This window comes from Aquimarina pacifica, from assembly GCF_000520955.1.
Classification (GTDB): Bacteria; Bacteroidota; Bacteroidia; order Flavobacteriales; family Flavobacteriaceae; genus Aquimarina; species Aquimarina pacifica.
Window position 1 is genome coordinate 1 of the sequence record NZ_JACC01000030.1, and the last position, 15,189, is coordinate 15,189.

At 35.8% G+C, this 15,189-nt stretch carries 4 protein-coding genes; 3 read left to right on the top strand and 1 reads right to left on the bottom strand.

The genetic code is table 11. The features are described 5' to 3' along the window. On the top strand, positions 1–4,214 hold a 4,214-nt coding region (locus tag DZ60_RS23180), incomplete at its 5' end, for an HYR-like domain-containing protein (protein ID WP_034229839.1). A 115-nt stretch (positions 4,215–4,329) separates the two neighbouring features. Continuing rightward, positions 4,330–5,274, top strand: a complete 945-nt coding sequence (locus DZ60_RS0115095) for a PorP/SprF family type IX secretion system membrane protein (protein WP_025742877.1) — start codon at positions 4,330–4,332, stop codon at positions 5,272–5,274. A 19-nt stretch (positions 5,275–5,293) separates the two neighbouring features. On the opposite strand, the gene DZ60_RS0115100 is transcribed toward DZ60_RS0115095, so the two are convergent. Continuing rightward, complete coding sequence (locus DZ60_RS0115100; RefSeq protein WP_025742878.1) at positions 5,294–7,594, bottom strand: DUF748 domain-containing protein; 2,301 nt, start codon at positions 7,592–7,594, stop codon at positions 5,294–5,296. Between the two features lie 396 nt (positions 7,595–7,990). Between DZ60_RS0115100 and DZ60_RS0115105 the strand changes: the two genes are divergently transcribed. Next, positions 7,991–15,148 (top strand): SpvB/TcaC N-terminal domain-containing protein, encoded by a 7,158-nt coding sequence (locus DZ60_RS0115105; protein ID WP_025742879.1) that lies wholly within the window; start codon positions 7,991–7,993, stop codon positions 15,146–15,148. The last annotated feature ends 41 nt before the right edge of the window (positions 15,149–15,189 follow it).

A 15,189-nucleotide genomic window follows, 5' to 3' on the forward strand; every position in this document is an offset into this window, starting at 1 on the left:
TAGATACAACCACTTCGCCCGATGTTCCTACAGATGCCGGTAGTACTGTAGAATGTTTATCAGATGCAGTACAACCCACTGCTCCTGTGGTTTTAGATGCATGCGATGTTGCAATTACTCCTGTGATTACTGAAAATACAGATCCCGTTTGTGAAGGTTCAAAAATCTATACCTTTACATATACTGATTGTGCTGGCAATGTTTCTGCATATGTCTATACGTATACAATAGATACAACCACTTCGCCCGATGTTCCTGTAGATGCCGGTAGTACTGTCGAGTGTTTATCAGATGCAGTACAACCTATTGCTCCTGTGGTTTTAGATGCATGCGATGTTGCAATTACCCCTGTGATTACTGAAAATACAGATCCCGTTTGTGAGGGTTCAAAGATCTATACCTTTACATATACTGATTGTGCTGGCAATGTTTCTGAATATGTCTATACATATACAATAGATTTAACTACTACACCAGATGTTCCTATGGATGCTGGCAGTACTGTAGCGTGTTTGGTCGATGCAGTACAACCTATTTCTCCAGTGGTTTTAGATGCATGCGATGTTGCAATTACCCCCGTGATTACCGAAAATACAGATCCCGTTTGTGAGGGTTCAAAAATATATACTTTTACTTATACTGATTGTGCAGGTAATGCTTCTGCATATGTCTATACGTATACAATTGATACAACCACTTCGCCCGATGTTCCTGTAGATGCAGGCAGTACTGTCGAGTGTTTGTCAGATGCAGTACAACCCGCTGCTCCTGTGGTTTTAGATGCATGTGATGTTGCAATTACTCCTGTGATTACCGAAAATACAGACCCCGTTTGTGAGGGTTCAAAAATCTATACCTTTACTTATACTGATTGTGCAGGCAATGTTTCTACATATGTGTATACGTATACAATAGATACAACCACTTCACCAGATGTTCCTGTAGATGCCGGTAGTACTGTCGAGTGTTTATCAGATGCAGTACAACCTATTGCTCCTGTGGTTTTAGATGCATGCGATGTTGCAATTACCCCTGTGATTACTGAAAATACAGATCCCGTTTGTGAGGGTTCAAAGATCTATACCTTTACATATACTGATTGTGCTGGCAATGTTTCTGAATATGTCTATACATATACAATAGATTTAACTACTACACCAGATGTTCCTATGGATGCTGGCAGTACTGTAGCGTGTTTGGTCGATGCAGTACAACCTATTTCTCCAGTGGTTTTAGATGCATGCGATGTTGCAATTACCCCCGTGATTACCGAAAATACAGATCCCGTTTGTGAGGGTTCAAAAATATATACTTTTACTTATACTGATTGTGCAGGTAATGCTTCTGCATATATCTATACATATACAATAGATTTAACTACTCCACCAGATGTTCCTTTAGATGCTGGTAGTACTGTCGAGTGTTTGGTCGATGCAGTACAACCTGCTGCTCCTGTGGTTTTAGATGCATGTGATGTTGCAATTACTCCTGTGATTACCGAAAATACAGATCCCGTTTGTGAGGGTTCAAAAATCTATACTTTTACTTATACTGATTGTGCTGGCAATGCTTCTGCATATGTCTATACGTACACAATAGATACAACCACTTCACCAGATGTTCCTGCAGATGCCGGAAGTATTGTAAATAGTATAACAGATGCAGTACAACCATCAGCTCCTGTCGTTGTTGATGCATGTAATGTTGCAATTACCCCTGTGATTACTGAAAATACAGATCCATTGTGTGATGGAGATAAGATCTATACGTTTACATATACAGATTGTGCCGGAAATAGTGCAGTTTATACTTATACCTATACCATAGATGTTACTGCTACGCTAGAAATAATGGATACTTCGGTTACTAGTTGTAGTAATGTTTCATTAGGATTTGATTTAAGTAGTCTAATTGGACTTTCGGATGTCACTTTTACATGGGTTGCAACTCCTAATGCAAATGTAACTGGGAATGTTGATGGAACTGGCACTTTAATTCCTGATACCATTCGAAACCTCTCTTTGTTAGATGAAGATGTGATATATATTGTAACTCCATTTAATAGTGATGGTTGTCAAGGAAATGATTTTGCACTTACTGTGACAGTATATCCAGAACCTGAAGTAGAAACAGTACCCACAGAAAATACTTGTAGTGATATTTCTTTAAATCATGATTTGCTTTCTGATGTAGATTTAACAGGAACTACTTTTATATGGCAGGCGATAGACAATATAAATGTTTCTGGAGAAACAACAAGTATAAGTACCGCTACCACTATTTCTGACTTGTTGGTTAATACCTCAGGGGTTGAGCAAATTGTAACCTATCAAATTACACCAAGAAGTACAAATGGTTGTGATGGAGAGGTATATGAGTATATAGTTACCGTTAGTCCAAGAGCAGAATTGCGCGTTACCAAGTCGGATTTACCAGCAGAAGATGGGAGTTATGATACCGTAGGAGAGGTTGTTATATATGAAATTATTGTAGAGAATATTTCGGGGGTCGAAATAAGTGATATTACAGTTCTTGATAGTAATTCGGATTCTGGCTCAGCAAGTCCGGTAGTCGAAATAACAACAATCCCAGGGTTTGGTCGTGCTATTTTTAGGGCAGAACATACACTTACACAAGAAGATCTGGATACGGGGCAAATAATAAATGTTGCAACTGTTCGGGCAAGTGATCCATGCGGAACTATTGTTAGTGTTGATTCTGATGATCCAGATACAAGTGTTCCTGATGATGCAACCATCGTAATCCTCGATCAAAAACCAGTAATGAGTTTTACTAAGCTTGCAAATCCTGCTCCAGATGGTTTATGGGATGAGGTAGGTGAATTAATTGTGTATTCAATGGTCGTAACTAATTCAGGTAATGTTACGCTAACAGATATCGAAGTCACAGACCCTAATGCCGATGCAGGAACTATTAATCCTACAACAATTTCGGTACTTAGTCCTGGTCAAGAGGTGGCTATTACCGCAGAGCATTTAATTACACAAAGTGATCTTGATAATGGAGTTGTTATCAATAGTGCAACAGTCACAGCCCTGGATCCAGAAGGAAATACAATTAGTGATTTATCTGATGACCCAAGTAATGATGAGAATAATGATGTAAACGGTAACGGAAATCCTGATGATGTAACAATCACGGTAATGCCGCAATTTGCAATTCTTGATATAACCAAAGAAGTTGATTTTAAAACCTATATGGACATTGGAGATGTTTTAAACTATATCATTGAAGTAACGAATAGAGGAAATGTTACATTGTTTGATGTTACCGTTGATGATCCCATTGTCACTTTTATAAGTCCTAATATTATTGATCAGCTAAAGCCAGGAGAATCTTTTATGATTGAAGCAGAGCATACTATTGTTCAAAATGATATTACAGATGAAATGGTTATTAATACAGCCACTGTTGTAGCCCTTTTACCAGACATGTCGACAGAGGTCTTTGAAGATTCTGATGATTTTACTGATCTCACAAATCTAGATGTAGACAATGATGGAGATTTTGATGACCCTACAATAAGTTACCTAGATTCTGATGATGATGGAATTATAAATATAGAAGATTTAGATGATGATAATGATGGTATTACAGATATAGAAGAACAAAATGATGATCCTTTCTTAGACACTGATGATGATGGGATTATTGATAGTCTTGACTTAGATGCTGATGGTGATGGGATTTATGATTACATAGAGGCCGGACACGGTGGTCAGGATATCGACGGAGATCATCGTGTAGATGGATTAGTGGGTGCTGATGGAATTCCAAATGACGTGCAGGATGCCGATAACGGAACTGTAAATTATGATCCGCTTGATACAGATACAGATGGTATAGATGATTTTCAGGAAGCAAATAATGCAAGTTCAGAGGATGAAGATGGTATTGAAATCTTTAATATAGTGACACCTAATGGAGATGGAGACCATGATATTTTCCTTATTTCAAATATAGAAGCGTTTCCTAATAATGAATTAAGCATCTTTAATCGATGGGGAGTTCAAGTATATTATGCCAAAGGGTATGGGCAAAATGAAGAGTATTTTAGGGGAGAATCAAGAGGTAGGATAACTATCAATAAAGAAGAACAATTACCTGTTGGAACCTATTTTTATATTCTTTCTTATAAAACAGAAGATGAGGTGACTAAAAATAAATCGGGCTATTTGTATCTCACTAGATAATGAAACAAATGATTGGTGTAGCAGGGGATATTTGTAATACGGGTTGATTGCTGACTTAGAGATTGCAAATAGTATTAATTATTATGTACACAAAATCAAAAAAATAGAGTATCACATGAATAGAATTTATTTCATCACGCTTATTTTTTTAATCATGATTACATTCCAGAGTTTCGGGCAACAAGATGCACAGTATACCCAGTATATGTATAACACAATGAGTATAAATCCCGCATACGCTGGATCAAGAGATGTTATCAGTATAGCAGGGATCTATCGTAATCAATGGGTAGGCATTGAGGGAGCCCCGGTTACCCAAACATTTACAGTTCATACTCCAGTTGGTGCTTCAAATAAAGTTGGACTAGGTTTTTCTCTTATTAATGATAAAATAGGACCAACCCAAGAGACGTATTTTGATATAGACTTTTCGTATACCATAAACACTTCAGAAGATGCACAATTGGCTTTTGGCGTCAAAGGAGGAGGACATTTACTCGATGTCAACTTCAAAAGACTTAATGAGTATACTACTTCTGATCTTTTGTTAGACACAAATATTGATAATAAATTTTCTCCTAATGTTGGGTTCGGAATTTATTTTCACAAAGAGAATTTTTATTTGGGGGCATCAGTGCCTAATGTTCTAGAGACAAGACATTTTGACGAATCTTCGAATGATAATAGAGCATCTTCGTATGTAGCAGAAGAACGTTTGAATTATTATGTAATAGGCGGATATGTTTTTCAAATGAACCAATCTCTTAAGCTAAAACCTTCCGTTTTATTGAAAGCGGTACAAGGGTCACCAATACAGCTAGACCTTTCTGCTAATTTGTTGTTGTATGAAAAACTGACTTTTGGGCTGGCTTATCGGTTGGATGCGGCATTAAGTGCCCAAATTGGTTTTAATATATCGGATAAAATGATGATTGGTTTTGCATATGATTGGGAAACTACAGCCTTAGGAAATACAGAATTTAATTCGGGATCCTACGAGTTTTTTTTACGATATGAATTTTTTAAAACCAACAGAGTATTATCACCTAGATTTTTCTAGCTTTTGATAAAACTTAGAACTATTCACTATCGGGCAATTGTGTTGCGTTTTCATCAAGTTTAAATAATACTTCGAATTTTGGTCTAGTCTGATTTACTGATATTTCCTCCTTTGAAATGTCATTTATTGTAAAACGAGATATATCAATTCCCTTTTCCTGCGTTAGGTAATTACTGACCAGTTCTTTTTGTTTGGCAATAACCTGCTGTAAGTCTAAAGCAATTTTTTCTTCTCCTAATAACCTACGTACATTTTCTGGGATAGAAATTGTTGGGTCAAAATTAGTTGTGTTATTTTTTACATACGTCAGAAATTCTGGATCTGTAGTTGGGATGTCATGTGCTTGTTTTCTAATTGGGATTTTATCACTTAAAGGAATTTCACTTTGTTTTAAATAATTTAATTTGGCAGTATGAATTGCTAAAGCATCCATCTCATATTCTATGTTATACAAGTGATTTAGTTCAATAACAAATTCAGGTTTTTTGCTTAAAACATTAGCGATAGAATTGAGGGATTTTAGTTGTGGTTTTCCCAAACCTATCTGACCACTATCAAAATACAGGTTTTCTAAATCATCTTCATTAAGACTCAATGCATTAGATAAAGCCCTAAAAGGAGAAGTAGCAAGTTTTACGAAGATATTTTTTATTACTTTCCATATCACTTTACCAAACTTGTATTTTGGGTCATTAATAGGACCTTCGATAGGTATTTCTAAGCTTACGTTACCGTCTAGATCACGTATGAGCGCAACTACAAGCTTCATTGGTAGTGAATAGCCAGAATTGGTTTTTCTTTTCTTGCCCACTTTAATTTTTTCAACAAAAATGTTATTGGTACTTTTTAAATATGAATCCTTGATACTACTTTTAGTAGTATAAGTTGTAATCCCTTCCATAAACGGGTGTGCAGTGTAGTATCTTCCGTAGGGACTAAACCTGTTCAAAAATAAGCCTTTTATACTCAGGTCAACATCCATGTTCTCAATTCCTTCTCGACTTACCGTTATATCTCCCTTCAGTTTTCCTGTAGAGTTTATAATACCATTAATATCAAAGTAAGCATGTTTGTTCTCTGGTTTTATATTCAATGACAATACGTCTAATTTCGTTATATCCATATAAAAAGGATCTTCGAGGGTATAATCATGAAATTTTAAATTAAAATTGCGCACAGAAATAGAATCCGCAGAATAAGATTTAAAAATATAATCCCTTGTCATATCATAGATATAAACAGAAAGCATTTCGAAAGGACTAACATAATATTCAGAGGTGTTTTTTTGCGTAGACGAAGTGGCGACTTGAGTAGAGTCATTTTGAACCAACCATTTTGTGAAGTTATCTCCATTAGGAAGATATTCATATTTAATGTGAAGGTTATCTACCAATATTTTATTGAAATCATAAAGATTTGATTGCGTATTAATAGAATCAATGTCTAATCGAAATGTTTCCATAGTTACCAGAGGTTTGCTTTCTGGATCAACTATTTTTAGATCAGATACTTTAATATCACCGTTACTTTTAAAGTAGTCTGATTTTCCTGTATTTCCTGAGATTGATAAGTGTGTATCTAACCGCCCTTCGAATTGGCTTAGTTGAATTACAGAAGTCACATAGTTTTTAAAAGGAGATAATTGCCAATTATCAATTGCCGTATTTATCTTATAATCTGAATTTTTGAGATTGTATACAGTATTACCTCGAATCCAGCCTCCATCAGGTTGATGAATTTCTATATCTGCATCCCAAAAAGTATCATTACCACTAAAACTCTCATCATGAATAGCTATTGAATCTAATAGCAGTGTACTACCAATAACCTGATCAGAGTATTGAATACTTGAATTAATTATATTGATATTCTTAAGAGTAAAAGATGTCTCTTCTTGAGATTCAGTATTACTATCAGAATCAGAATCAGAATCTAACAGATCCGAAAAATTAAAGTGACTTCCATTCTGAACAATATTACCAAAAAGATTTTCAACTGTTATTTCTTGAGTGCTTATTTGAGATTTTAATAAAGGCCATGAATCAAGGTTTATAAATAAACGATCAAAAGAGACAAACGTAGAATTAGCATCTGGTTCAGTAACTTTTACTCCATTGATAGTAATTGTAAATAAGAGGGGATTAATAGAAAATTTTTGGATGGTAATATCTCTATTGATCCATTCTCTATCGTGATCCTCAATATAATCAACAATGTACTTCGGTGATATGAGACAAGCTGCTACTAATAAAATAATAAAAGCACCAAGAATAATTGCTATCCATTTAAGAAATTTAAGTGCTTTTTTACGAAGACTCATACAGTTAAGTTAATAGGGTAATTCTGTCTAAAAATATATTATTTTTTTTTTCATGACAAACTTTATTCGGATACATTTTAGAACTGCAAAAATAATTATAAATCCTTGTTTTTGAAGGTTGTTTTACTGAAGAAATGATAATGTCTACTGAGTAATATTCCTTTTTTCTTTTTGGGCAATATATAGACAGGTGAGTCAAAGTCTTGATTTGTCTAACCAACAATTGTTTTTTTCTATCCAATTACAGATTTACCACGACCAGTTACAAGTTAGAGCTTCTGTTTTTTGAGTATTGGTTCTAATTTTCAGAATGTATTCTAGTATCAACTTGTAGCCAATGAGTATCACAGGCACATTTTGAATACCTAGAAAATAATCACTTTAAATATGTAGATTATGGAAACCAGCCAAAAAGATGAAAAGAAAAATGATGTACAGGAGTCTCCAATTCCATCAATTAATTTACCAAAAGGAGGAGCAGCAATTTCGGGTATTGGAGAAAAATTCAAGGTAAATTCTGTAACAGGTACAGGGTCATTAAGTATCCCGTTAACATTTAGTTCAGGAAGATCAGGTTTTGCCCCTCAATTGACATTAAGTTATGATTCGGGTAATGGGAATGGAGTTTTTGGATATGGTTGGGAAATAGGTGTCCCAGCTATTAGTAGAAAAGTATCCAAAGGCATCCCTAAATACGATAATAGCGATGTGTTTCTTATGTCGGGTGTAGAAGATTTAGTTCCTTATTTACAAGAAGAAGGTGCTTGGGTGCAATTAGAAAGAGAAGAAGAAGATTATCATGTTGTTAATTATAGACCTCGGTTAGAGGGGCTTTTTTCTAAAATAGAGAAATGGAAAAACAAAAATACGGGTCTTTCTTATTGGAAAACGGTTTCTAAAAAAAATATAACTTCTTTATATGGAGTTTCTGAAGAGGCACGGATATATGATCCTCACGATAAGAAAAGAGTATTTAAGTGGTTAATTGAGAAATCATTTGATGCAAAAGGAAATGTTATACAATATGAGTATAAACGCGAAAATGCTGACGGGATTGATGTCGCGAATTCTTTTGAGGATCACCGGTTAAAAGAGAAAAATGGATTCAATTATGCATATCTTAAATCAATACATTATGGCAATAAAGTAGCAGATCGGGATGATGAATTTCATTTTTCGGTTGTATTAGATTATGGAGAACATGATTTTACTAATCCATCAATAGAAGAAGTTACATCATGGGATGTACGTAAAGATCCTTTTTCGAGATATAACAGCGGTTTTGAGCTTCGTCAATATCGTTTATGTCAACGCATCTTATTTTTTCATGACTTTCAAGAATTGGGAGAAAATCCTGTTTTAGTACGTTCGACGACACTAAGCTATGAAGAAACGAACAAAGCCAGTATTCTTAAGGCTATAGAACAAAGCGGTTATAAAAAAATAGATGATGGTACTACTAAGGTTACGTCTTTTCCGCCAACAACGTTTTCATATATAGAGGCGAGTATAGACGATGAGGTAAAATCGATTGCTCCAGAATATCTGGACAACTTACCATTAGGTATTGATGGAGGAATATATCAGTGGCTGGACCTCGAAGGAGAGGGCTTACCAGGCGTTTTTACCAAAATAGCGGGAAGTTGGTTCTATAAAAATAATAGAGGCGAGGCTACCTTTACAGGAACTAGGCAAGTAGCAGAAAGACCTAATGATGTATCAGCTACCAATATGCAACCAGTTATTAGTGATCTTGACGGAGATGGTATAAAAGAGGTATTAATTAATGGGGCTAACATAAAAGGATATATAAATCAAATAGATCATGAATGGCAGCATTTTATTCCTTTTGAAGCGTGTCCAGAAATAGACTTTAAGAACCCTGAACTTAAATATATAGATCTTAACGGAGACGGTCTGGCGGATATATTAATTAACGAGGATGAGGTGTTTACTTGGTATCCTTCTAAAGGGAAAAAAGGGTATGGTGCTCCAGAATATATACGTAAGGCTTTAGAAGAAGAAAAAGGTCCCAGAGTCGTATTCTCAAAATCGCAACAAGGAGTATATCTGGCAGATATGAGTGGAGATGGACTTAGTGATATTGTACGTATCAAAAATGGAGAGATTGCATATTGGCCTAATTTGGGATACGGGAAATTCGGAAGAAAAATTAGTATGGGTAACGTCCCTCATATGGATACTCCCGATCTTTTTGATCAAAGTCGTATTCGATTATTTGACATAGATGGCACAGGGACCACAGATCTCATTTATTTTAATGGTGAAGATGTAAAAATATGGTACAATCAGTCAGGAAATAGTTGGGGCTCAGAAGTAAAAATCAAGGCATTTCCAAAGCTTGATGCACAATCTTCTTTGACGGTAGTAGATCTTTTAGGAAAAGGAACAGGATGTTTAGTTTGGACTTCATCATTACCTGGAGATTTTGGAACCCAAATAAAATATATTGATCTGATGGAAGAAGGTAAACCTTACTTAATGACTTCAGTCAATAACAATATGGGTAAAGAAACCTTAATGGCGTATGGCTCTTCTACAGAATTTTATCTCGAAGACCTTAAGTTAGGAACTCCTTGGATCACAAAACTTCATTTTCCTGTACATGTGTTAAAACAAGTTACAGTGATAGATCATATTTCTTCATCACGATTGTTGAGCAGTTACAAATATCATCATGGATATTATGATGGCGAGGAACGAGAATTTAGGGGATTTGGCATGGTAGAACAAATCGACAGTGAATCCTTTGATACGTATAATACCAGTGATGAATTGGACATGCCACCGATTTATACAAAAAGTTGGTTTCATACCGGTGCTTATGTTAAACAAGGAGTGATTTCAAAACAGTATACTGATGAGTACTTCGATGGTGATTCATTAGCACATGAATTTCCGGATAGTAGTATTGATAAAGTAGCCGAAATGGATTATGATCATGTGCGTGAAGCCTATCGATCCTTAAAAGGAAAAACACTTCGACAGGAAATCTACACATTAGATGGTACAGATAAGGAAGTGATTCCATATAGCGTGGTAGAAACTAATTTTAGGGTCATACAGATGCAACCAAGGGTTGACAAAAAATGCGGAGTTTATTTGACCTTAGGTAATGAATCGCTAACCTATTCTTATGAACGTAATACAGAAGATCCCAGAATCTTACATACTATTCTTTTGGACACTGATCACTATGGGCAACCTTTAAAAGCAATAGAAATAGCATACCCACGCCGAAGTATAATTCTTGAAAGGTATCCTGAACAACAGCAATTATATGCTACAGTACAAACGAATACCTACTTTAATGAAGAAGAAGACTTTTATCTATTGGGAGTGGGATTAGAACAAAAAGGTTTTGAGATCAATGGATTGGTTTTGGGTGCAAACGATTATTTTAATATCGATGATTTAAAAAATCAACTTTTCGGAATTTTTGATGAGGATGTAATTTTATCGCACGAAGAATCATTTACCAACGGAGTAGAAGCAAAACTCTTGTCATGGGCCAAAAACTATTTTTGGGAAGATGAAAACACAGCACTTCCATTTGGAGAAGTTTCTCCTTTGGCTTTGCCACATCATACAGAAAGTGTGGTAATGAGTACTACATGGGTCAGTGAAGTGTATGATACAAAAGTCAACGATAGTATAATGACAGATGCAGGGTATATACTAAACGAAGGGTATTGGTGGAACCCCGGAACTATCGTGGACCATCTCGATAGAAATTCATTTTATCTTCCCTACAAAACTACCGATCCTTTTGGCAATCAAAATCAGGTAGTTTATGATGACTATTTTTTGACCACAATACAAAGTATAGATGCCATAGGTAATATAACTTTATCTGAAATTGAATACCGAACACTTTCCCCTTGGAAGGTAATCGATAGTAACGAAAATGTCAGCGAGGTTTTAACGGATCCTCTAGGAATGGTAATAGCTACTTCGGTATATGGAACACTAGAAGGTTTGGATAAAGGAGATATTCCTCTTTCATTTTATCAGGAACAAAGCAATTTTACAATAGAAAATATAGTAGAAGATCCAGCTAAGTTCCTTCAGGAAGCAACCAGTTTCTTTTATTACAATCTTGATGCCTGGATTGATGATCAACAGCCACCACATTTTATAAATCTGTTACGTGAGACGCATGGTAGTGAACTAGATATAGAAGCAACAGCAATACATATTCATTTGGGGTATTCTGATGGTTTCGGACGCGGTTTACAGCAAAAAAGTAAGGTAGATGATGATACTGATGGAAACGAGCAATGGCTCGTGTCAGGAAGAACAGTTTATAATAATAAGGAAAAACCTGTGAAGCAATACGAACCATATTATAGTGATGCGTATGCGTATGAGGATGAATCTGTAATTGCTCCTGTTGGTGTTACTCCTATTATCTATTATGATCCACTAGGTCGATTAGTCAAAACCGAAACTCCAAAAGGGTTTCACTCTCAAGTAGTATTTGATCCCTGGCAAATAAGTACCTATGACGAAAATGATACAGTCAAAGATTCGACCTATTATTTGGATCACATAGGAGCGGGAGACGAAGAAGCAGAAGCACTGCAAAAAGCAGAAGTTCATTACAATACACCATCAGTAGTCAAATTAGATAGTCTCGCCCGCAAGTTTATGACCTTACAATATTTAGAAGAAGAGGCTACCCCTTTAATAACATATACCACATTTGATATACAAGGTAATCCGCTCAATACGATTGATCCTAGGCAATATATGGCTAATCAAAGTAGATCAGAAACCGATAAAGTATATAATTTTCAGTATCAATATGATTTGGCAGGAAATGTCTTGTATACCCAAAGCATAGATGCCGGAGAAACCTGGGGGTTGATTAATGTAGTAGGCAATCCAGTACATGGTTGGAATGCCCGAGGGTTTCATTCCCAAAACAGCTATGATGCCTTACAACGTCCCATCAAGATCACTTTAGATGGTAATGGATTAGATCAAATTGTACAACGACTGGATTACGGAGATTTAGAAACCAATGCTGTTGATAAAAACCTTAAGGGACAACTCATAAGGCATTATGATGAGGCGGGATTAGTAGAAAACTTACTTTTTGATATCAACGGACAACCGCTACAATCTAGTAGAACACTTCGTAAGGACTACAAAAACGAAGCAAACTGGAATAATGTTTCAATTGTCCATATGGAAACGGAGTCTTTTACATCGACTATCGAATATGACGCTTTAGGAAGAGCCATAAAAGCAATACAACCGGATGGTAGTATTTCAAAACCAGGTTTTCATCAGGTGGGATGGTTAAAAAATGTAGAAGTACAACTTAAAGAAGAAACTGACTTCACATCATTTGTAGAAGCGATTGAGTATAATGCCAAAGGACAGCGTACCAAGGTGATATATGGAAACGGTGTGCATACTAGGTATGTGTATGAAGAAACTACATTTCGTTTAATTAACCTAAAAACTACTCGGCAAGAAGATGATGGCAACCTGATAATATTACAAGATATTAGTTATGTATATGATCCGGTAGGTAATATTGTTAAAATCATAGATAATAGTCATGAAAAAGTTTTTACTGCCAACCAAACTGTGGATGCAGAATGCACATTTGTTTACGACGCTTTGTATCAGTTAAAAGAAGCTACGGGTCGCGAACATTTGGCACTTTCTAAAACCGATTATCAACAACGCAGTGATATCTTAAAGGATACCCATTTTGCGAATATCAATGATACCAACCAATTAAGAAACTATAGCAGAAAGTATACTTATGATGATAGTGGTAATCTAATACAACTTCAACATATTGGCGAAAATTCCTTTACTCGTGACATGACTGTTTCTGATGTGTCTAACCGAACCATTACTGACGAAATGGATCATGATGGTACAGTAGAAAGCTATTTTGATGCCGGTGGTAATATGCAACAGTTAGAACATCTACAAGGTATCGAGTGGAATTATAGAAACAATATTGCATCCGTCACAATTATAGAGAGAGAAACCGAAAATGATAGCGAATATTATGTCTATGATGCCTCTGGGCAACGCATAAGAAAAGTAAAGGAGACCTATAATAGTTCTGGGGATTTGCTATCGAAAGAAGAAAAAATATATCTGGGGGGATTAGAAATCAAACGAAAATACCAAGGCGTTAATGAGGTGTTGCAAGAAGATCGCTCTGCCTTGCATGTGATGGATGATCAGAAGCGTATTGCCATTGTATATTATTGGGAAACTAGCAATGATAGCGCGGTGACTATCGAACAAAATAAAATTCACTACCAACTAGGTAATCATTTGGGTTCGGCCTCATTAGAATTAGATGTAAACGGACTATTAATTTCCTACGAAGAATACTTCCCGTTTGGTGGCACTGCGTTTACAGCTGGTAGTAGTGCTACAGAAGTAGCCCTTAAACAATATCGATATACAGGTAAGGAACGAGATGATACCACTGGCTTATATTATTATGGAGCACGGTATTATGCTCCCTGGATGGGTAGGTGGCTTAGTTCTGACCCGGCGGGAACAGTGGATGGGCTGAACTTGTTTCGGTATGTTAGGAATAATCCTGTAAGTTTTAAGGATGAATTTGGTTTTCAAACCTGTTCACCAGGTCAATTCCAGGGATTTGTTTCAGAAGAGGAGCAGTATTATGAAGTTTATTTAACAGATGAAAATACCTGTCTCTCCGAATCTATGATTTTCGAGTTGGATTCAGATTCTACGATACTGGTACATCCGGGTGAAGAGCAAAGTATTCCACTAAGTTCAGTGTTGTTAAACCCAGTTGATAATCCAGTTAATGAAGAAGTTATAGCAGAATCAATGCGGCATATGGATTCACCGATTACAACATTAGAGTATATTTCAAAAGGACTATTTCCCTTACTAAATCCTGAAAAAACTTGGCAACATATAGGACCTAAGGCTTCAATTCCTGAAAACCTTAGAGAAGAAATTGATGTAATAGAACAATATCCTAATCTGTTACGTGAAATTACTCTTTTTTATCAAGAAACTGGTACAACTCCAACTGTAGAGGTTCGAAATGGGATAAACACTGATTCGCCTCATGAAAAGTTAATTTACGAATCTTTCATGGAGAGAAAGAATTCACCACAACCTAGTTTGAAAGATATTGCTGTTGTCGAGGATATGTTTGGAGACGAAAGACAAACTATTGGTCATACTGAATTCTACAGAGGTAATTTTGTAATAATCGGTGAACCTGTTGAGGTTTTCAAAAAAGATGGGACTTTTACTCATCAATTCAAGTTAACTGTTACTGATTCTCTTGGTTTGCAAGGGAATGAACCACAACCGCTTAGATATTTATGGGATATTGGACTTATAGGAAGTCTTGATGTTATTCTAGGCGAAATTTTTGCAGGAATTAAAACTGATGGGACAGTTTCTATTTGGCCTTGGTTAGCAGTTTCTGGAGGATCAGTGAGGGGACAAACTGCAAATTCAAGACAGGGGAAAAGTTCTATGGCTCCTATTCGACATCCTTAAATTATTTAAAGTAAAAGATCTCTTCCAATACTACAATTTGA

Bases quoted from the DNA above. Each gene is read 5' to 3' on its own strand.
- DZ60_RS0115095 (WP_025742877.1), top strand. From the start codon at position 4,330: ATGAATAGAATTTATTTCATCACGCTTATTTTTTTAATCATGATTACA.
- DZ60_RS0115100 (WP_025742878.1), bottom strand. From the start codon at position 7,594: ATGAGTCTTCGTAAAAAAGCACTTAAATTTCTTAAATGGATAGCAATT.
- DZ60_RS0115105 (WP_025742879.1), top strand. From the start codon at position 7,991: ATGGAAACCAGCCAAAAAGATGAAAAGAAAAATGATGTACAGGAGTCT.